Below are 20,003 nucleotides of genomic sequence, written 5' to 3' on the forward strand. Positions count from 1 at the left end.
GTGGTGCGGCTCCGCTCGATCAGAGGTTGGCTGGGTGATCCTGGCGGATCTGCATCAGCCCAGCGAGCCGGCGGAGGCCACGGTGTGATTGCGGGCGCCGCGGTGCACCACCCCCTCCCGCAGCTCCAAGGTCACCATCTCGCCGAGGCGGAGCTCGGTGGTGGCGTTGGCCACCCCCACGATCACCGGCACGCCCAGGCGTTCGGCGATGGTGGCCGCGTGGCTGCCTGAACCCTCGGCCTCGGCGATCACACCCTTGGCCCGGCGGATCGCGTCGAGGTAGTCGGCGTCGGTGTCGCGCACCACCAGGATCTCACCACTCTCGAGGCCGTCGGCCTCGGCGGCCGTGGTGGCCAGCCGCACCCGGCCGCTCACCGAGCCGTTGCCGATGCCCAGGCCCCGGCCCAGCACGGCACTCACGATGCCCACCTTCACCAGATCGGTGGAGCCGCTCACTCCGGCCAGGGTGCCGGCGGTCTGCACCACCAGGTCGCCCTCGCTCAGCACGCCCAGGTCCTGGGCTACGCCCATGGCGATCGTGAAGGTGCTGGTGGCGGAGTGCTCCTGGTGCACCAGCAGGGTGTTCACGCCCCAGACCAGCTGCAGACGCCGGGCCACATCCACCTCGCTGGTGATCGCCAGGATTGGGGTGGAGGGACGGAACTTGCTGACGTTGCGAGCCGTGGCGCCGCTCTTGGTGAGGGTGAGGATCGCCGAGGCCTCCAGCTGGCGGGCGATGGCGCTCACGGCCTGGCTGATGGCGTTGGGGATGGTGGAGGCCAGATGGGTTTCCACCGAGCGGCGCGGGTAGTCGCGCTCGATGCGGCGGGCGATCTGGCTCATGGTGGCCACCGCCTCCACCGGGAAGTCGCCCACGGCGCTCTCGTTGGAGAGCATCACGGCGTCGGTGCCATCAAGGATGGCGTTGGCCACGTCGCTCACCTCGGCACGGGTGGGACGGGGGCAGCTCACCATCGAATCCAGCATCTGGGTGGCAGTGATCACCGGAATGCCCAGGTTGTTGGCCTTGCGGATCAGTTCCTTCTGGAGAAGTGGAACCTCCTCAGCTGGCATTTCCACGCCGAGGTCGCCACGGGCCACCATCACGCCGTCGCAGAGGGGCAGGATCGCGTCGATCTGATCGATGGCCTCGAACTTCTCGATCTTGGCCACCACCGGCGTGTTGTAGCCGTGGCTGCGGATCAGCTCCTTGATCTCCTGCATGTCGGAGGGGTTGCGCACGAAGCTGAGCGCCACCCAGTCCACCCCGTGCTGCAGCCCGAAGGCCAGGTCGGTGCGGTCCTTGTCGGTGAGGGCCCGGATCGAGAGCTGCACGTCAGGGAAGTTGACCCCCTTGTTGTTGGAGAGCACCCCGCCCACCGTCACGGAGCAGTACAGGGTCTGCTGGGCGATGTCGACCCGCTCGACCACCATCTCCACCCGGCCGTCATCCAGCAGGATGCGGCTGCCGGGCAGCACCTCATCGGCCAGCTTGTCGTAGGTGACGGTGGCGATCTCCTGGTTGCACTCCACGCTCCGTGAGGTGAGCGTGAAGGCATCGCCCTTGGCCAGGGTGATCGGGCCGTCCTTGAAGCGGCCCAGGCGGATCTTGGGGCCCTGCAGGTCCTGCAGGATGCCCACATCGATGCCCAGTTCGTGGCCCACCTGGCGGATCGTGGCAATGCGGGCGGCGTGCTCGCTGTGGTCGCCGTGGGAGAAGTTGAGACGGAAGGTGGTGGCGCCGGCCTCGATCAGGTCGCGCAGCTTCTCGGGAGATTCCGTGGCAGGGCCGATGGTGGCCACGATCTTGGTGCGACGCGTGAGATCGGGCAGGGCCATTCGGCGGGGCCAAAGTTGGGGCCGACCCTACCATCGGGGCCCACCAACCCTGTTGTCCCAATGGATTTGAACACCTATCAGCAGGGAGCTCGCCGCACAGCCAAGTACCCGGATGTGGGCAGCAATCCCATCTATCCAACCCTGGGGCTCTGCGGCGAGTCCGGTGAAGTGGCCGACAAGGTGAAGAAGGTGCTGCGCGACAGCGGCGGTGTGTTCTCGCCGGAGGTGCGGGAAGCCCTGAAGCTGGAGCTGGGCGATGTGCTCTGGTACGTGGCCCAGCTGGCCAGCGAGCTCGGCTTCGAGCTGGAGGAGATCGGCGCGGCCAATCTGGCCAAACTCGCCAGCCGCGCCGCCCGTAACGTGATCGCAGGCAGTGGCGATCAGCGATGAGAGGGGCAGTGCCGGGGGCAGCGGAGTGGTCGTCGTGGTTGCGCCGGTGGCCCTGGCCCTCCCCCGGGCGTCAGCGGCTTGCACGGCGCCTCGTCTGGGGCTTGCCCACGCTGCGTCTGTCCCGCGCCCTGCTGTCTGCGCTGCTCCCCCTGGTGCTCGCGCTGGTGTTCGGCGGCGGCTCCCTGCTGGCAGGCGCCGCGCCCGCCTGGGCGGCCACCCTGGTGGTGAGTGAGGTGAGCCTGGAGCCCTGCCCCTCCGAGGACGTGGGGGCCCAGCCCCAGCTGCGACGCCCCAGCGGGGCCAGTTGCTATGCCCTGCGTGGGGTGGTGACCAACCCGGGCAAGAAGCCCGTGGTCGACACCGATGTGTTCGCCCAGATCCTCGATGCCAGCGGTGAGCCGGTGCTGCAGAACCGCTCCCGGGTGGGATCGATCGGCGATGTGCCCCCCGGCCGCTCCCCGTTTGCCCTGCGGCTGGCGGTGCCGGCCGGTACCCCGGGGCCTTTCACCTTCTCCAACGTCAAGGCCCGCGGCTTCAATGCACCGGTGCGCACCCGGGCCGGGCTGGACGATGAACTCCTGCCCCTGGAGCTGGATGTGGCGGGCTTGAATTAGTCCAGCAGCCCCCACGCCGGGTTTTCAGCGGCCGACGCGGATGCCTCGAATCGAGTCCATCAGTCCGAGCCCATTGAGCAGCCAGATGACCACCGCTACAACGACGACGATATTGAGGATTCGTTTGATCTTGCTATCCATCGGGATGTAGCTGTTGACCAGCCACAACAGCACGCCCACGACGATGAGCGTAACGATCAGTGAAATGAGATCCATTTACCAGGTCACAGCTGCCACCCGGCATTCTGATTCGTCCATGCAGAGCCGGGCCATGCACCCAGGACAAAGCTCGGCAATCAGGTGCCGTTTGACTGTGGGCGTGATGCCAGGACCCAGGTAGATGCCCGTCTTGACTGTCGCTTACCTGACAAAACTGCGCGTTTCTGATGGTGAGAGCGGCAACCAGGCCAGCCTGCCTGCCACCTCACCGCGCACCATGGGGTCAGCGCCCTCAGTAGCCGCTGGCCAGGATGCTGATGCTCGCCGCACCCAGGAGCTGCTGGCCGAGGCTGAGGGCGAGGAAGGCCACGATGGCCGAGAGGTCCAGGCCGCCGATGGGCGGAATCAGGCCGCGGAAGGCATTCAGGTAGGGATCGGTGATGGAGCTCACGGTGGCGAGCACCGGGTTGCCCCAGTCCAGGTTGGGGAACCAGCTCAGCAGCACCCGCACCAGCAGGATCAACGAATAGATCTCCAGGGTGCGGCCCAGCACGTTCAGGAGCAGGCTCACGGCTTCCATGGGCTGATCGATGGCGATGGTGGAATTGCTCCGAACTCTATGCAGCGCCGTTCCTAGGCGGCCTGGTCCCAGGCGTCTGCCGGGTGTCCAGCCTCGGCGAGGGGAGCCTCATCCCCAGCGGATCCGGGCTCCGGAGCGGCCCCGGCTTCGCTCTGGTCCTGCCGCTGCGGCCCCGGCACGGGGCGCGGACCCCGCCGGGCCGTCTGCAGGGCGTCGTTGCTGACGGCGAAGGTGCGGTGGAATTTCTCGCTCAGGCTGAGCCAGAAGGAACGGCCCTCGCTCTGGCGCTTGCGCTCGATGAAGTCCTGGGCCAGCAGCTCCTTGATGTGGTCGTAGGCGCCGGAGCCGCGCAGCTCCACCAACTCCGACTGGAGCACCCGCTTCTTGAGGGCGATCGTGGCCAGGGTGCGCAGGGCGGCGGTGGAAAGGTCCACCGGCAGCAGGTTCTGCACCAGATCTCCCAGGCCGTCGCGCAGCTGCAGGCTGTAGCGCTGGCCCTCCTGGCGGATCTCCAGGGCCGTGTCGCGGTGCGCGTAGTCGGCCATCAGGGTGATCAGCCCCAGCTCGGCGGCATCGCGCTCCACGCCGGCGATCTCGGCCAGTTCACCCAGGGAGAGGGGCCGGCCCTTGAGGTAGAGGATCGCCTCCATCCGGGCCGGCAGCGAGAGCCGCTCCAGGCTGGGATCGTCGCTGGGCATGGCCTCGCTCCAGCTCGGGGGTGGTGAAACGCTACCCAACGGCTGCGGTGCCGGCCACCAGCGCCTGCAGGGGCTCCTCCAGCTCGCCCAGGAACAGGCGGTAGGCCGGGTTGTCGGTCTCGTTCACATAGGCGTAGTCGAGGCCGTCGAGGAAGCCCTGCCAGGCCTCCAGCTCCGCCGGCGCCACCTGCACCCCCACCACGATCCGCCCCACGTCGGCGCCGTGGTTGCGGTAGTGGAAGATGCTGATGTTCCAGTCGGGGTGCAGGCTGGTCACGAAGGCCATCAGGGCCCCGGGCCGCTCCGGGAACACGAAGCGATAGAGCAGCTCGCGGCCCTTGCCGGCCGCTGCCCCGGCGCCGGCGGGCAGCCGGCCCCCCACCATGTGGCGCAGGTGCAGCTTGGCCAGCTCGTTGTGGCTGAGGTCGAGGCAGGGGAAGCCTGCGGCCCCCAATGTGGCGATCAGGCTGCGGGTGTCGCTGGGGCCCTGGGTCTGCACCCCCACGAAGATGTGGGCCCGGCGCGGGTCGGCCAGCCGGTAGCTGAACTCGGTGAGGCTGCGCTGGCCCAGCAGGCCGCAAAAGCGCCGCAGGCTGCCGGGCTGTTCGGGGATCTCCACCGCCAGCATCGCCTCGCGCTCCTCGCCCAGCTCGGCCCGTTCAGCCACGAAGCGCAGCCGATCGAAATTCATGTTGGCCCCGCAGGCCACCGCCACCAGGTTGCGGCCCTTGAGACCCCGCCGCGCCACATCCGCCTTCATGCCCGCCACGGCCAGGGCGCCGGCGGGCTCCAGGATCGAGCGGGTGTCCTCGAACACATCCTTGATGGCGGCGCAGATCTCGTCGGTGTCCACCGTCACCATGGCGTCGATGGTCTGGCGGGCCAGGGCGAAGGTGGTGGCGCCCACTTCGCGCACGGCCACGCCGTCGGCGAACAGGCCCACCTGCTCCAGGCGCACCCGCTTGCCCGCCGCCAGCGAGCGGGTCATGGCGTCGGCATCCACCGGCTCGACGCCGATGATCTCCACCTGGGGCCAGAGCGCCTTGACGTAGGCCGCGATGCCGGCAATCAGGCCGCCGCCACCCACCGCGATATAGATGGCATCCGGTGGTTCGGAGCACTGGCGCAGGATCTCCAGGCCGATGGTGCCCTGGCCTGCGATCACGTCCGGATCGTCGAAGGGGTGGATGAAGGTGAGCCCCCGCTGCTCGGCCAGGCGATAGGCCTCGGCGCAGGCGGCGTCGTAGTTGTCGCCGTGGAGCACCACCTCGGCGCCGCGGGCGGCCACGGCCCGCACCTTCATCTCCGGCGTGGTGACCGGCATCACGATCACGGCCCGGGTGCCCAGTTTCTGGGCCCCCAGGGCGACGCCCTGGGCGTGGTTGCCGGCGCTGGCGGCGATCACGCCCCGCTCCAGCTCGGCCGGTGAGAGGCCCGCCATCTTGTTGTAGGCGCCCCGCAGCTTGAAGCTGAACACCGGCTGCAGGTCCTCCCGCTTGAGCTGCACCGTGTTGCCCAGGCGGCGCGAGAGGTTGGGGGCCGGATCCAGGGGCGACTCGATCGCCACGTCGTAGACCCGTGCCCGCAGGATCCGCCGCAGCATGTCGGCGCCGGGATCCGGTTCGGCCGCGCCGGTGGGCTGGCCAGCCCCTTGGGGACTGGACTGGTCCGTCACCGGCTGCTGATCGCCGCTCCCCATCCGAATCTCCCCTGCCGTCGCGCCGATGGGACCAGTGTGCCAAGCGCTTGACGGAGCATGGCGCCGGGCGCCAGCTCCCGGGCTGCAGCGCGTAGATTGAACCCCAATGAAGGCGTGGGGCATGCATCTCAGCGAGCTGAATCATCCGAATCAGCTGCATGGCCTGAGCACCGCCGAGCTCGAGGGCATCGCCCGGCAGATCCGCGAGCGCCACCTGGAGGTGGTGAGCACCAGCGGCGGCCACCTGGGCCCCGGCCTGGGCGTCGTGGAGCTGACCCTGGCCCTGTACCAGACCCTCGACCTCGACCGGGACCGGGTCGTGTGGGACGTGGGACACCAGGCCTATCCCCACAAGCTGGTGACTGGCCGCTACAACAGCTTCGACAGCCTGCGCCAGCAGGGTGGGGTCGCCGGTTACCTCAAGCGCTGTGAGAGCCGCTTCGACCACTTCGGCGCCGGCCACGCCTCCACCTCGATCTCGGCGGCCCTGGGCATGGCCCTGGCCCGGGACCAGCGCGGCGAGCACTTCAAATGCGTGGCGGTGATCGGCGATGGCGCCCTCACCGGCGGCATGGCCCTGGAGGCGATCAACCACGCCGGCCACCTGCCCAAGACCAACCTGCTGGTGGTGCTGAACGACAACGACATGTCGATCAGTCCACCGGTGGGGGCCCTCTCGACCCACCTCAACCGCATGCGGCACAGCAAGCCGCTGCAGTTCCTGCAGGACAACGCCGAGGAGGCGATCAAGCACCTGCCCTTCCTGCACGGCGAGCTGCCCAGTGAGCTCAAGACCCTCAAAGAGAGCATGAAGCGCCTGGCGGTGCCCAAGCTGGGCGCCGTGTTCGAGGAGCTGGGCTTCACCTACATCGGACCGGTGGATGGCCACAACATCGCCGAGATGGTGCGCACCTTCGAGCAGGCCCACGGCACGCCGGGGCCGGTGCTGGTGCATGTGGCCACCACCAAGGGCAAGGGCTACGCCTATGCCGAGGAAGACCAGGTGGGCTACCACGCCCAGAGCGCCTTCGACCTGGCCACCGGCAAGGCCTACCCCTCCAGCAAGCCCAAGCCCCCCAGCTATTCCAAGGTCTTCGGCCAGACCCTGGTGACCATCTGCGAGCAGGACCCCCGCGTGGTGGGCATCACCGCCGCCATGGCCACTGGCACCGGCCTGGACCTGTTGGAGAAGGCCCGCCCCCATCAGTATTTCGATGTGGGTATTGCCGAGCAGCACGCCGTGACCATGGCGGCCGGCATGGCCTGCGAGGGGCTGCGGCCCGTTGTGGCGATCTACAGCACCTTCCTGCAGCGTGCCTTCGACCAGCTGATCCACGACGTGGGCATCCAGAACCTGCCCGTGACGTTCGTGATGGATCGGGCCGGCATCGTGGGGGCCGATGGCCCCACCCACCAGGGCCAGTACGACATCAGCTATTTCCGTGCCATCCCCAACTTCACGGTGATGGCCCCCAAGGACGAGGCGGAGCTGCAGCGCATGCTGGTGACCTCGATCCACCACAGCGGCCCCTGCGCCCTGCGCATCCCGCGCGGTGAGGGTGAGGGCGTTCCGCTCATTGAGGAGGGCTGGGAACCCCTGGAGATTGGCCGAGGTGAGCTGCTCACCGACGGCGATGACCTGCTGATCGTGGCCTACGGCGCCATGGTGGCCCCGGCCATGGCCACCGCCGGCCTGCTGCAGGAGCAGGGGGTGCGCGCCGCCGTCGTCAATGCCCGCTTCCTGCGACCCCTGGATGAGGCCCTGATCGGCCCGCTGGCCCAGCGCATCGGCCGGGTGGTGACGATGGAGGAGGGTGCCCTGGCCGGTGGCTTCGGCGCCGCCGTGGTGGAAGCCCTCAACGACCACGACGTGCTGGTGCCGGTGTTCCGCATCGGCATCCCCGACGTGCTGGTGGACCACGCCAGCCCTGACCAGAGCAAACAGGCCCTGGGGCTGACACCACCGCAGATGGCGGATCGAATCCTGCAGCGTTTCGGCTCGGCCCTGCAGCGCCGTCCGGTCGGCGTCTGAGGCCGCCCGCAGCTGCCCTGCTCCCTCAGCGCTGCGACGTGCTGATCGCCGGCTGTGGCCCCGCTGGGGCCGAGCTGGCGCGGCTACTGGCCCGCCGCGGCGTGGATGTGCTTGTGGTGGAGGCCCTGCCGGACCTGGCGCGGGCGGCCTTCAGCAGTGCGGCGCTTCCCCTGGCTGCCCTGGAGCGGTTTGAGATCCCCGCAGAGGTGGTGGCGCACCGCTGGACCGGCTGGCGTTTACTGGGGCCTGGGCCGGCCGATCGCCACTGGCGGGCCAGCGATGGTCGCCCCCTGGGGGCCGTGCTGGATTTCGCGGCCCTGCGCCGCTGGCTGGCGGGCCAGGCCCAGGGCTTCGGGGCCCAGATCGCCCTGGGCTGGCGCGCCCTGGCGGTGCAGCAGCCGGGTGGGATGGTCCGGACCCGTCTGCGGGGGCCCGGGGGCGAGGAGTGCTGGCTCACAAGCCGCTGGGTGGTGGATGCCACAGGTCAGCAGCGGGGGCTGCTGGGGGATCCGCCGGCCAGCTGCTCCGATCCCCTGGTGAGCGGGCTGGGCGCCGAGTGGCTGCTGGAGATTCCCCTGGAGCGCTGGCGCCCATGGAGCGATCAGCTCACCTTCCTGATGGGCAGTGACTGGATGCCCCAGGGCTATGGCTGGGTGTTTCCGATGCAGCCCGGCCAGCTCAAGCTGGGGGTCTGTCGCCTCAATGACGACGCTGGCGCGACTGCGGGACCGCCGCTGGCTGGACGGCGCCAGCAGCCGCCCCTGGGGCCCTGGCTGGAGGCCACCCTGGCCCGCACGGGCCTGGCCGGGGCGAGGGTGCTGGACCGCCACGGCGGCCTGATCCGCAGCACGGTGCGGCGCCGCGAGCCCCACCAGCGGGGTCAGCTGATCGGTCTGGGCGATGCGGTGAGCACCGCCAACCTGCTGGGGGGCGAGGGCATCCGCCATGCGATGGCCAGTGCCCGGGTGCTCGCCTCCGTGCTGCTGCAGGCCCTGAATGGCGAGCCGGAGCGGCTGAGGACCTATCCGGGCCGGCTGCGGCGGGAGCTGGGCTGGCGCTGGGGCCTCAGTGGTCGGCTGGCGCGGCGCACCTGGCTCGGCCTGGAGGGGCCGCGGGCGGACCGGCGCCTGGAGCGGTTGCTGATGGGGCTGGAGCAGCAGCACAGCGCCGAGGATCTTTCGGCCCTGTTGTTCGACTACCGCTTTGAGCGCTACGGCTTGCGCGCCCTGCCCTACCTGCTGGGCTGGCGTCGCTGACGCTCAGCATCACAAGGAACGCACGAAAAAGGCGGGGGTGCAGAACCCCCGCCCGAGCGCTATGGCGTCGCTGCTGCTCAGAGCACGCCGCGGGAGGCCAGGCCCAGGATGGTGCCGATGCCCAGGATGTGGCCCAGGCTGGTGGTGGCCAGCAGGGAGGCGTGGCTGAGGCCGCCGAAGAAGGCGTCGTTGGGGAGCTTGGCGCCGACGTTGGGCTGTTGGATCGTGGCTTTGCCGACGGCGATGGCGATCACGTTCGAGATGATCATCACCAGGCCCACCTTCGGGGACCAGGTGACCGCAGCGGGAGCGATAGCCAGCAGGGTGGGGAGCATCGGATTCAAGGCGACGCCCCATCTTCTGGGCATCGGTCACCGGCTACCCCGCCCGCTTAAGACTTGTTCATCGCCTCCCGGCGCAGGGCCGCGACCACGCCCTGCTGCTTCAACCGGCTGATGGCGTGATCAATGCGGGCTTCAGTGGCCCGATCCAGCTGGGGTGACAGCACGAAGGCCTGGGATTCGCTTTGCTGGTTGCGAAGCACCAGCTCAAACTGGCGGTTGCCGGAGTGCCGCAGCAGATACTCCAGCTGTTGGTCGTCGGCCAGCACGGCATCGGCCCGGTCGTCGGCCAGCAGCTGCAGGGCCTGCTCCACCCGCGGCAACGGCACGACCGTGATCGGCTCGGCCATGCCGGTGGCATTGAGTCGCTCCAGGGTGGCGCTGCTTACGCTGCCCGGGCGAGCCGCGACGCGCTGGCCGGCCAGCTCCTGGAGGCTGCGGATCGGTCGGACGCCGCTAGCCCGCGGCTCCTGCACCACGTTGATCGTGATGTAGCTCACCAGCAGCGAGGCGGTGACGATGCGAACCAGGTAGCTCACGATCACCAGCCCGTGGCCGCGGGTGGTGCTGGCGATGGTGTTGGTGCCGGGGCCGGTGGCCAGGATCTGGAACACCTTGGCGAAGCCGCGCCGTTGGCCCTGGCCATCCCGCAGGCGCTGCGGGCCCTCCACCACCCACAGCAGCCCGCTCACCAGGCCGATCGCCACCAGGTAGCCGCCGAGCAGACGCAGCAGATCGGGTGCCAGCAGCGAGCGCAGCACGGCCTGGCCCAGCTCCAGCCGGTCGCGTTTCACCAGCACCGCCAGCCCCATCTCCTGGAAGGGCAGGCTGAAGCGGTAGCGGCCGATCCGCTCCGGCGTCACGTTCAGGCAGCCCACGCCCACATCCACCTCGCCGGCGGCGGCCGCCGCCAGCAGGCTTCTGGCGCTGTCGCGGGGCTCAAAGATGAAGGGCAGGCTCTCTTCGATGGCCAGGCGGTTCCAGAGTTCCACCGCGCTGCCGCTCCAGCGGTTGCCCCTGTGGTCGGAGCAGGGGGCGGAGCCGCTCAGGACGCCCACCCGCAGCACCGGCGGTGGAGCGGCGGCACCAGGCTGGCCGGCGAGCGGCACGATCAGCAGCAGCCATGCCAGCAGCAGCACCGCCAGCGCCAGCGCGGCCTGGAGAACGCCCCTGCGCTGGGGCTGATGGCGGCTCATCGCCCCGACTTGCCGCCCTGGCTGAAGCCGGCGAGCACCAGCAGGTTGCTCAGGGTCAGCAGCGACTCGGCGGCCCCGTGCAGGTGATCCACATCGGCTAGCTGGCGGCCGTAGTTGACCTGGGCCAGCACCGCGGCCACGATCGTGGCCGCCACGAACACCAGCGTCATGGCGAAACCCAAGAGCGCGAGCGGCGGGAAGCGGTGGCTGCGCCAGCCCCACCACAGGAAGGCCAGATAGGGCACCAGGGAGAGCACGAACAGGGGGGCCGGATCGAAACCGGCCAGCCCGTCGAGGAAGGCGCCGGCGCTCATGCGGACGGGAGGTCCTGGACTGGCGGCGCGTCGTGGCGGGGGCTGCGGCTCTGGCGCCAGATCACGAAGGCCACTGCCGCCAGGGCGATGTTGCCGAGCAGGGTGGTGCCGGCCTGGAGCACCACCAGCCCCCGCAGCCCGTCAGGGTTGTCGAACAGGTGCCAGGTGCAGGCGCACATGGCGCTCACCAGGGCCGGCAGCATCGCCAGGGCCACCCAGCTCCAGATCCGTTCGCCGCGGCGCTGGCCCCAGCGCTGCACCAGCAGCATCGCCAGGGCCCACTCGAGTACCGAGGTGACGTGGATCCACCAGGTGGGCAGGGAGAGGGCGTGCATCGGCTCAGAGCATGTGGCCCAGAGCGTTGGGCTCAGACCGTGCGGCAGGGCCTGAACCCCAACGCGATGGCGCTCAATGTAGGCAGCGCGGGCCCGGGGGCGGGCGCTGAGTCCTCCGGCACGGTCGCCGTGGGCAGGGTCCCATGCCGCCAGTACAACGATGGGGTCCGGGTAGGACCGCCATGACCGGCATCGCCCAGCTGATCCACGCCGCCTTCAGCTTCCAGCCGGGGGATTTCCAGCGGCTGGAGACCGTGGCGCCCGGCACCGCCATGGCGGTGTGGGTGGCGGTGCTGGCGGGCCTCTCCCAGGGGGTGGGCGAGGCCTTCGTGCTGTTCGTGAACCGGGTGAGGCCCCAGCGTTTCGTCCTCAGCCTGCTGGTGGAGGCGCTGCTGTTTGGCTGCGGCTTCCTGGCGTGGGCACTGAGCACCTGGCTGGCCGCGAGGCTGCTGTTCGGTGTGGCCGTGCCGCTGGCGGCGGTGGTGCGGGCCCTCGGCCTGGCCCACACCCCCCAGCTGCTGGCCTTCCTCGGCGCCCTCCCTTACCTGGGGGTGCCCTGGCTCACCCTGCTCTCCCTCTGGACCGCCGTGCTGTTCGTGCTGGGGCTGGTGACCGCCACTGGCCTCTCGGCCTGGGGGGCCTTCTGGTGCCTGCTGAGCGGCTGGTTGGCCATGCACGCCCTGCAGCGCAGCGCCGGCCAGCCGGTGATGGCCCTGGGTCGCCGCCTGCAGGACTGGGCCGCCGGCGTGACGATCGTCAGCGACGGCGCGCGGCTGCAGGAGCTGCTGCGGGCCGGACCCCGCGGCCGCCGCTGACGTGCTCTCCTCCGCCACGCCCCCCCACCTGAGATCCGTCTGCCGTGCGCCGTCCGTCCATCTCGCCACGCCAACGTCTCTGGCTGCTCCTGGTCCTGGTGGGACTGGTGCTGGTGCCGGGCACCGGGGCGTTGCTGCACCTGGCCTACGCCGGCCTGCGCCGCTCCTTCGGGCTGGCCCTGGACCTGGGCCTGATCGCCCTGCTGCTGGTGCTGATCGCCCTCTTCTTCGCGCCGCTGGAAGCCCTGGGCTGGTGGGCCGGCTGGGAGGGTGATCAACCTCTCGAGACCGGCACCCCGGCCGGGTCGCTGGCGGCCCCCGTGGCTCGCGATCGGCCCCTCAGCCGCTTCGTGGTGTATCTCGATGGCATCGGCCAGGCTTCCGGCGATGCCCTGCCGGAAGGGGAGGACTTCCTGCGGCGTCTGGCGCTGCGTCTGCCGGATGACATCGCCATCCTGCGGGGTCTGATGCCCTATTCGGTGCGCAACGTGCCGCTCACCGAGGGCAGCTGGCTGGCGGGCTTCTGGCGCTGGGTCGATCGCCTGCGGCTGCGCGATCCCCGTGCCCTGCTCGGCGCCCTGATCAACCTGCGCAACGTCACGGTGGTGGCGGTGTCGGCCGACCAGCGCTACGGCCCCATCTACAACCAGGGCATGGCCCAGGTGATCGCCGACAGCCTGCTGGCCCACGGTTACCCCCTGGAGAGCGGCATTCCCGTGACCCTGCTGGGCTTCAGCGGAGGCGGCCAGATCGCCCTGGGGGCGCTGCCCCACCTGCGTCGCAGCCTGCGGGCCCCGATCGAGGTGATCTCCCTGGGCGGGGTGTTCGCGGGCAACACCCACATCCTGGAGGCCGAGCACCTCTATCACCTGCTGGGGGATCGGGATCCGGTGGCCCGGCTGGGGCCGCTGCTGTTCCCGCGGCGCTGGCGCTGGCAGGTGCTCAGCTACTGGAACCGGGCCCGCCGGCGGGGCAAGGTGACGATCCGCTCTATGGGGCCGGTGGGCCATGCCCTGCCGGGCGGCCTGATGGATGCCGCCTTCCTGCTGCCCGATGGCCGCAGCGCCATGGACCAGACCGTGGACCAGGTGGCGGCGATCCTCCTGGATCGGGACCCCGCCACTGCCCTGCCGGAGCAGGCCCCGAGCAACGTCGATCGCTTCCGGGCCAACGGCTGGCACCACCTCGACGTGGGCCGTGACTCCGCTCCCCCACCGGCTCCCGGTTTCCGGCCCCTGGCGGGCTGGATCGGCCGGCTGCGGCTGCCGGAGCCGGAGCAGCGGGACGGCGGCCGGGTGGGCTTCGAGGTGTTCGCGGCCCCGGAGCCCTGGCGCCACCTGGTGAGCCGCACCTGCCAGCTGGAGTGGCAGGACCCGCGCCTGGGAGCGGTGGTGCAGGACGTGAACCTCAGCCCCGAGGCCCGCTGGAGCGCCGGTCAGGGACTGGTGCACCCGCTGCGGCTGGACCACTGGCGCCGCGTCTCGCCGCTGGAATCCCTGGCTGGCAGCCGCCCCGACGACGACGTGCTGGTGCGGCTGCCCGAGCCGGTGGAGGTGCTGGAGGACGGCCGGCTGCTGCGGATCGAGGCCGAGCCGGTGCAGACCACGGGCCTGGCCCTGGCCCTGGTGCAGTTCCGCCAGCCCCTGGGTGGAGACCTCTGGAGCGCCGCCAGCTACGAGCCGCAGCGTGCTGCCTTCCGCGACCTGGCGGACCTGCGGCTGCGGCTGCCCATGCCGATCGCCAACGGCGAGGGGATCCTGCCGGCCACCGCCGAGGGCATCGAGCGCTCCGCGCTGAATGCCGAGGGTTGGCTGGTGAGCGGGGTGCCCGATGGGGCCGGGGCGTTCGTGGTGCAGTCCCTGGTCCCGCGCCGCCTGCGCCGCCTACTGCCGGATCGGGTCGTGACGGGCCGACAGGCGGCCCGGCGCCTGCTCAAGCGGGAGCTTTGGGATGCCCTGGAGCCGGGGACGGCCTTCAGCGCCCTGGTGTCGCTGCAGCCCCTGGCGGCGGCCTCCTTGGCGGCCCCAGCGCCGGGCCCAGCGCTGGCCTCAGCAGCGACCCCCACCCTGCCGTCGGGCTGGCAGCTCGGCGAGCGGCTGCTGGTGGTGCATGTGTTCGGCGGTATCGGCGGCGAGCAGCGGGAGCAGGCGCTGCAGCACGGCCCCTGTGTGGGCCACTTCGCCTACGGCATCGCCGAGGTGGTGGCGGAGCCCCTGGCGGGTGAGCCGGCGATCCAGCTGGCCTACCGCCAGGTGTACGCCCACAACCCCGATGGCCTGATCGCCGGCCGCCACGACGACTGGCGCTACCTCGGCGATCGCCAGTGGGGCTGGCTCGGCACCCGCCCCGTGGCCGACATCCTGCTGCGCTACCCGCCCTTCACCGGCTCCTACCGCATCGGCGACCACAGCCGTTCCCCCCTCGATGGCTTCGATCACCAGCTCACGGCGATGATGGCCCGCTATCGGGTGGGCGATGGCACCGGCGCCACCTTCGTGGGTCCGGCCAACAACTGCGCCCAGGATTCCAACCAGGCCCTGTTTGCCGCCATCCGCGCGCTGCAGCAGGAGATCGCCCACCAGGATCCGGCGGCCCTGCGGGCCTGGGAGCAGGCCGATCGGGAGCAGGCCGAGCGGCTGCGGGCGCTGCTGCGGCTGGAGCGGCGTCTGCGCCACCAGCTGCTGCCCTTCGCCGGATTGCGGCCGGATTGGCAGCGCAATGCCGCAGTGCTGGGCAGCAGCCTGGAGGATCGCCCGCTCGACAACCTGCTGCGGGGCCTCGGCAGCTGGCGCATGCTGCTGCCGCGCCTGGCCAGTGAAACGGTGGTGTGGACCTTCCTGGAGGCCGGCGCCAGCGCCCTCATCCTGCGCAGCAACCAGTGCGGCGGCGAGCATCCCCAGATCGAGCCGGTGGCGCCGATCACCCTGCCGCTCTGAGGGGTCCTGAGGCACGGTGGCCCCGCCAGGGCCGGCGATGGCGGCAGCGTCGCGGCACCAGAGTGCCCTCACGATCATTCGTTTCGCCGATGCGCAGGCCCTGGTACCTGCCCCTTCTGCTGGCCCTGAGCTGCCTGCTGCTGCCAGCGGCCTGGGCCAGCGACCCGGCGTCGGCTCCCACGGCCCCGCCGGACCCGGCGGAACGCCTCGCCGGCAGTTACGACGTGGCACCGGTGCGGATCCTGGGAATTCCGGCCATCAGCGTGGCCTCGCCGGTGGTGGGCCCCGGTGAGGGCAGTCCCGATGCCCGGCGGCGGGCATCGGTGATCGAGGGCAACCTGAGCCTGCTCTACAGGCCCCAAACCCTCTGCAGCGGCGGCGAGGCCGTGGCCGAGGCGGTGCTGGAGACCCTGGTGCTGGGGGGGCCGGACCGGCTCTGCACGGGGGATCCCTGGAACGTGCTCGGCACGCCCCAGGACCTCAGGGTGGTCGTTACGCAGTCGGCCCCTGGACCGCCGGTGCTGGAGGCGCGCCTCAAGGGGCGCCCTGAAGCGCTGCCGCTGCTCACCGTGACGGCCGCGGATGCCCGGCTGCATGGTCAGACGCCGACGGCCCTGGCCGGCCGCTGGCGCCAGCTGCTGCAGCGGCGCTTGCGCCACGCCCGGCTGACCATGCAGCCCGATCAGCTGGCGATACGGCTCCAGGCCACGCTGGCGGCGGAGCTGTTCCTGGCCCTGTCAATGGGCCTCAGTTTCTGGGGCTGGTCGCACCTGCGGGCCCGGCTGCGGGCACGGCAGCAGAGCGCCCAGACGGCCGCCGATCTGCAGGGGCTGCGGCCCCAGCTGCTGATGCTGCTGGGCCGGCTGCTGTTCCTGGCGGTGCTGGTGCAGCTGGTGATGATGCTGGCCCTCGGGGTGACGGCCATCCCAGGCCAGATCCCCCTGGGCATGGCCCTGTTGATGCAGCCCATCGCCGTGTTGTTCAAGCTGCTGCTGCTGGGCCTGGTGGCCTTCCTGCTGCGGCTCCTGGCCGCCTTCGTGCTGCGTCAGTGGGTGAGCAGCCTGCGCGTGCCGTTCGAGGAGCGGGCCCGACGCGACCAGCGCTACCGCAACCTGGTGCAGGCCAGCCAGCGCCTGATCGACCTGGGCTGCATCGCCATGCTGGTGATCCTGGTGCTGGCCGACATACCCGGCATCAGCGAGCTCTCCTTCAACGCCGTGCTGGCCGGTGGTGCCCTGTTGGGCGGCCTGGCGATCGCCTTCCAGGGCCTGCTGCGGGATTTCGTGGCGGGTCTGGTGGTGCTCGTCGACGACCACTACGCCGTGGGCGACTGGGTGGAGATCGACGGGCTGGAGGGGGATGTGGTGGACGTGGGGCTGCTGGTGACCGTGCTGCGGGCAGCGGACCAACGGGTGGTGGTGGTGCAGAACAGCAGCTGTCAGCACCTGGTGAACCACACCAAGATCCGCTCCGGTATCGATGTGGTGCTGCCCCTGGCGGTCACCAACGCGGACCTGCCGGGCGCCCTGGCGCTGATTCGCGCTGAGCTGGAGCTGTTCGCCAGTGATCCGCTCTGGAGCCTCGAACAGATGGCTCCACCGCAGCTGCGGGGTGTCAACGGCGTGGGGCCGCTCGGCATTCAGGTGAGCGTGATGCTCACCACCCGCACCGGTCGGCAGTGGGCTTGCCAGCGCGAGCTGCTGGCCCGTTTGGTCACGCGGCTGCAGCGGGAGGGCATCGCCCTGGCCGGAGCCTCTGCGGCGGTGCTGCCGGCCCCATGACGCGGTGCCGCTGCTGATCTGAGCTAGTACGGAACCAACGATCAACGCTGCCTTCACAGGCTCCTGGGGCCATGCTCACCACCCACCGCCCCTCGCTTCCCCCACCCGCAGGCCGTAGTGGCCCGATCCGGCCGGGCAGGGGGGCAGCAGGAGTCCGGCTTGCAGGCTGGATCGTCCCCGGGTTGCTGGCCCTCCCCGCCCAGGCCGGTCCGCCCGTGCCCACGGGCCCGCCCCAGGCTCAAGCGGCCCCGATCGTGCTGGGCTCGGTGCCGCCGCATCCAAGCCCCGACAGGCCCCTGGAGGCGGCCCTGCGGCAGGTCCTCTATCCGGTGCGGGTGGACGATGGCCAAGGCCATGGCCCCGATCCTGGTTCGGCTGAATGGCGGCAGGCCCAGGGCCGCCTGATCGAGCGTTCCTGCCTCGCAGCTCGTCAGCCCGGCCAGGAGACGCGCTACGCCTACAACCGCGTCGACCTCAACGGGGATGGCCGCCCGGAAGTCGTGGCGACGCTCCTGGGCCCGCTGGACTGCGGCACCGGCGGCTGTCCGCTGCTGATCTTCCGCGAGCGCCAGGGGGATCTCGAGCTGGTGAGCCGCATGACCCTGTTCCGGGATCCCCTGATCGTGGGCGAGGGGCGCCACCATGGCTGGCGCGACCTGATCAGCCGCGTGCGGCTGGATGCCGCCCACGGCTACTACGCCCTGCTGCCCTTCGACGGCCGCCGCTATCCCAGCAACCCCAGCGTTCCCCCCGCCCGGCCGCTGACCCGTTCGGTCCGCGGCAGCGCCTACCTGGCCTGGTCGGACGATCCGGCCACGCGACACCCCCTGCCCTGCGCCGCCCCGCAGCAGCCGTAGGCTCGGCCGGTGCGGCATCGACGCTTTGGCAGGGGTTGGGGACCTCCGGGACGACGGGCCTCAACCCGTGCTGCTCTGCGGCTACTACGGCGAGCACAACCTGGGCGATGACGCCCTGCTCACGGCCCTGCTCCACCAGCTGCCGCCCCAGCTCACCCCGCTGGTGACCGCCCATGACCAGGCGGAGGTGCGCGAGCGCTTCGGCGTTGCCACGGTGGATCGCCGCAGCCCCCGGGCCGTGCTGGCGGCCCTGGCCGGCTGCGGGGCCCTGGTCTTGGGCGGCGGCAGCCTGCTGCAGGACGCCACCAGCTTCCTCAGCCTCGTCTACTACGCGGCCCTGATCGCCGCGGCCCGGTTGCAGGGCAAGCCCGTGCTGCTCTGGGGCCAGGGGCTGGGCCCCCTGAAGCGACGCCGCAGTCGCGCCCTTGTTCGGGCCCTGCTGCCCCTGGCCCAGGGGATCACCTGGCGGGATCCAGAGTCGGCGCAGCTGGCGGTGGGCCTGGGGCGGCGGGCGCCGGTGGGGAGTGATCCGGTCTGGTCACTGGAACCCCAGCACTGGCTGGGGGAGGGCGGGCCGATCGTGGTGTGCTGGCGGCCTACGCCCCTGCTGAATGGCGCGGCCTGGCGGCCCTACCTGCAGGCCCTGGAGCAGCTGGCGGAGCTGGGGCAGCGCGAGGTGCTCTGGCTGCCGTTCCACCGCGAGCAGGACACCGGCCTCTACTCCCGCCTGCTGGCAGAGGGTCTGGTGGGCGAGGGGCTGGCCCGCCGCAGCCGCCAGGTGGAGGCACACCAGCCCAGCGAGGCCATGGCGGTGTTCGGCAGCGCCGGCCTGGTGCTGGCCATGCGCCTGCACGCCCTGATCCTGGCGGCCCTCTCGGGGGCGCCGGTGGCGGCCCTGAGCTATGACCCCAAGGTGCGCGCCGCCGCCACCGGCTTCGGTGCCCCCTGCTGCGACCTGGCCGAAGCTGAGCCCAGCGCCGAGGCGTTGGCGGCCAGTTGGGCCAGCAGCCTCGATCAGCCCATCGGCCCCGCTGCGATCGCCGCCCAGCGGGCCGCCACGGCGGTGCACCGCGACCTGCTCACCCTGCTTCTGGATTGACCATGCGCGCCATCGGCTACCAGCAGTCGCGGTCCGTGCAGGATCCGCTCTGCCTGCTCGCCATCGAGCTGCCTGACCCCACGCCTGGGCCCCGCGATCTGCTGGTGCGGGTGGAGGCGATTGCCGTGAACCCGGTCGATGCCAAGGTGCGGCGCCGCGATACACCCGCCTCTGGCACGTGGAAGGTGCTGGGCTGGGATGCGGCCGGCACGGTGGAGGCCGTGGGCCCGGCGGTGCAGGGCTTCCAGGTGGGCGATCGCGTCTGGTATGCCGGTGCCCTGGACCGGCCGGGCTGCAACGCCGAGCTGCAGCTGGTGGATGAACGGCTGGTGGCGCGGCGTCCGGCCTCGCTGACGGCGGCCGAGGCGGCGGCCCTGCCGCTCACGGCGATCACGGCCTGGGAACTGCTGTTCGATCGCCTGCGGCTCGCCCAGGGACCCGAGGCCCACCGGGGCGAGTCCCTGCTGGTTGTGGGGGCCGCCGGCGGCGTGGGTTCGATCCTGGTGCAGCTGGCCCGCCGGCTCACCGGCCTCACCCTGGTGGGCACGGCGTCGCGGCCCGAGAGCAAGGCCTGGCTGCGGGAGCTCGGCTGCGACCACGTGATCGACCACCACCAGGGCCTGGCCCCCCAGCTCCAGGCCCTGGACATCGCGGCGGTAGAGCGGGTCATCAGCCTCACCCACACCGATCAGCACTTCCCCCAGCTGGTGGAGGTGCTGGCCCCCCAGGGCGCCCTGGCCCTGATCGACGATCCGGCCCCCGAGGCCCTCAATGTGCTGGCGCTCAAGCGCAAGAGCCTCTCCCTGCACTGGGAGTTGATGTTCACCCGCTCGCTGTTCCATACCGCCGATATGGCCGAGCAGGGAGCCCTGCTGGCTCGCGTGGCCGCGCTGGTGGATGCCGGTCAGATCCGGAGCACCGCGAACCAGCAGCTCGGAGCGATCACCGCCGACAACCTGCGCCGCGCTCACCTCCTGATGGAGAGCCACACCAGCGTGGGCAAGGTGGTCCTGGCCGGCTGGGAGTGAGGCTGGTCGCCGTCCGGCACCTCCAGACGCCCTG

Annotated in this window: 18 protein-coding genes and 1 pseudogene; 10 read left to right on the forward strand and 9 right to left on the reverse strand. The window is 71.0% G+C overall.

Annotated elements, in window-relative coordinates; all coding sequences use genetic code 11:
- Positions 1-54 precede the first annotated feature (54 nt).
- Positions 55-1,839 (reverse strand): pyruvate kinase, encoded by a 1,785-nt coding sequence (gene pyk / locus CJZ98_RS09445; protein WP_094590707.1) that lies wholly within the window; start codon positions 1,837-1,839, stop codon positions 55-57.
- A gap of 60 nt (positions 1,840-1,899) precedes the next feature.
- Here pyk and CJZ98_RS09450 point away from each other — a divergent pair, with 60 nt between their 5' ends.
- Positions 1,900-2,229 (forward strand): nucleoside triphosphate pyrophosphohydrolase family protein, encoded by a 330-nt coding sequence (locus CJZ98_RS09450; RefSeq protein ID WP_094590709.1) that lies wholly within the window; start codon positions 1,900-1,902, stop codon positions 2,227-2,229.
- 110 nt (positions 2,230-2,339) lie between these two features.
- Positions 2,340-2,843 carry a hypothetical protein gene (locus CJZ98_RS09455; protein WP_390625513.1) on the forward strand — a complete coding sequence of 168 codons (504 nt, stop codon included), beginning with the start codon at positions 2,340-2,342 and terminating at the stop codon, positions 2,841-2,843.
- Positions 2,844-2,867: 24 nt separating this feature from the next.
- Here the strand turns inward: CJZ98_RS09455 and CJZ98_RS09460 are convergent, their stop codons facing one another.
- From CJZ98_RS09460 to ilvA, 4 genes and pseudogenes are all read right to left on the reverse strand, one after another.
- On the reverse strand, positions 2,868-3,059 hold the full coding sequence (locus tag CJZ98_RS09460; RefSeq protein WP_094590710.1) for a Thivi_2564 family membrane protein: 192 nt from the start codon (positions 3,057-3,059) through the stop codon (positions 2,868-2,870).
- Between the two features lie 235 nt (positions 3,060-3,294).
- Positions 3,295-3,582, reverse strand: a complete 288-nt coding sequence (locus CJZ98_RS09465) for a YggT family protein (RefSeq protein ID WP_094590712.1) — start codon at positions 3,580-3,582, stop codon at positions 3,295-3,297.
- Between the two features lie 212 nt (positions 3,583-3,794).
- Positions 3,795-4,280, reverse strand: a pseudogene (gene scpB / locus CJZ98_RS09470) (SMC-Scp complex subunit ScpB); the annotation flags it as partial.
- A gap of 31 nt (positions 4,281-4,311) precedes the next feature.
- The gene (gene ilvA / locus CJZ98_RS09475; protein ID WP_094590764.1) at positions 4,312-5,883 is read right to left on the reverse strand and encodes a threonine ammonia-lyase, biosynthetic; all 1,572 of its coding nucleotides are present in this window, start codon (positions 5,881-5,883) and stop codon (positions 4,312-4,314) included.
- Positions 5,884-6,100: 217 nt separating this feature from the next.
- Here ilvA and dxs point away from each other — a divergent pair, with 217 nt between their 5' ends.
- Complete coding sequence (gene dxs, locus CJZ98_RS09480; RefSeq protein WP_094590716.1) at positions 6,101-8,011, forward strand: 1-deoxy-D-xylulose-5-phosphate synthase; 1,911 nt, start codon at positions 6,101-6,103, stop codon at positions 8,009-8,011.
- Positions 8,012-8,049: 38 nt separating this feature from the next.
- Complete coding sequence (locus tag CJZ98_RS09485) at positions 8,050-9,267, forward strand: NAD(P)/FAD-dependent oxidoreductase (RefSeq protein ID WP_094590718.1); 1,218 nt, start codon at positions 8,050-8,052, stop codon at positions 9,265-9,267.
- A gap of 77 nt (positions 9,268-9,344) precedes the next feature.
- Here the strand turns inward: CJZ98_RS09485 and psaK are convergent, their stop codons facing one another.
- From psaK to CJZ98_RS09505, 4 genes are read right to left on the reverse strand one after another with little or no spacing between them, the layout of a single operon-like run.
- Positions 9,345-9,602: a photosystem I reaction center subunit PsaK gene (gene psaK, locus CJZ98_RS09490; RefSeq protein ID WP_094590720.1), complete on the reverse strand. Its 258-nt coding sequence runs from the start codon at positions 9,600-9,602 to the stop codon at positions 9,345-9,347.
- 56 nt (positions 9,603-9,658) lie between these two features.
- Positions 9,659-10,804: a transporter substrate-binding domain-containing protein gene (locus CJZ98_RS09495; protein ID WP_094590722.1), complete on the reverse strand. Its 1,146-nt coding sequence runs from the start codon at positions 10,802-10,804 to the stop codon at positions 9,659-9,661.
- Positions 10,801-11,118, reverse strand: coding sequence for a DUF3593 domain-containing protein (locus CJZ98_RS09500; RefSeq protein WP_094590724.1), 318 nt, complete (start codon positions 11,116-11,118; stop codon positions 10,801-10,803). The genes CJZ98_RS09495 and CJZ98_RS09500 overlap by 4 nt, the downstream gene beginning before the upstream one ends.
- Complete coding sequence (locus tag CJZ98_RS09505) at positions 11,115-11,453, reverse strand: DUF2499 domain-containing protein (protein WP_094590726.1); 339 nt, start codon at positions 11,451-11,453, stop codon at positions 11,115-11,117. Before CJZ98_RS09505 ends, CJZ98_RS09500 begins: the two co-directional genes overlap by 4 nt.
- A 182-nt stretch (positions 11,454-11,635) precedes the next feature.
- On the opposite strand from CJZ98_RS09505, the gene CJZ98_RS09510 reads away from it, so the two are divergent.
- From CJZ98_RS09510 to CJZ98_RS09535, 6 genes are all read left to right on the forward strand, one after another.
- A complete protein-coding gene (locus CJZ98_RS09510) occupies positions 11,636-12,268 on the forward strand; it encodes a hypothetical protein (RefSeq protein ID WP_094590728.1) in 633 nt (210 codons plus the stop codon).
- Between the two features lie 44 nt (positions 12,269-12,312).
- A complete protein-coding gene (locus CJZ98_RS09515; protein WP_094590730.1) occupies positions 12,313-15,204 on the forward strand; it encodes a hypothetical protein in 2,892 nt (963 codons plus the stop codon).
- 89 nt (positions 15,205-15,293) lie between these two features.
- The gene (locus CJZ98_RS09520) at positions 15,294-16,985 is read left to right on the forward strand and encodes a mechanosensitive ion channel family protein (protein WP_094590732.1); all 1,692 of its coding nucleotides are present in this window, start codon (positions 15,294-15,296) and stop codon (positions 16,983-16,985) included.
- Between the two features lie 215 nt (positions 16,986-17,200).
- On the forward strand, positions 17,201-17,842 hold the full coding sequence (locus CJZ98_RS09525; RefSeq protein WP_198537648.1) for a hypothetical protein: 642 nt from the start codon (positions 17,201-17,203) through the stop codon (positions 17,840-17,842).
- Positions 17,843-17,909: 67 nt separating this feature from the next.
- On the forward strand, positions 17,910-18,941 hold the full coding sequence (gene csaB / locus CJZ98_RS09530; RefSeq protein WP_232756364.1) for a polysaccharide pyruvyl transferase CsaB: 1,032 nt from the start codon (positions 17,910-17,912) through the stop codon (positions 18,939-18,941).
- 2 nt (positions 18,942-18,943) lie between these two features.
- Positions 18,944-19,969 (forward strand): zinc-binding alcohol dehydrogenase family protein, encoded by a 1,026-nt coding sequence (locus tag CJZ98_RS09535; RefSeq protein WP_094590738.1) that lies wholly within the window; start codon positions 18,944-18,946, stop codon positions 19,967-19,969.
- The last annotated feature ends 34 nt before the right edge of the window (positions 19,970-20,003 follow it).

Origin of the sequence: Vulcanococcus limneticus LL, from assembly GCF_002252705.1 — a bacterium.
Classification (GTDB): Bacteria; Cyanobacteriota; Cyanobacteriia; order PCC-6307; family Cyanobiaceae; genus Vulcanococcus; species Vulcanococcus limneticus.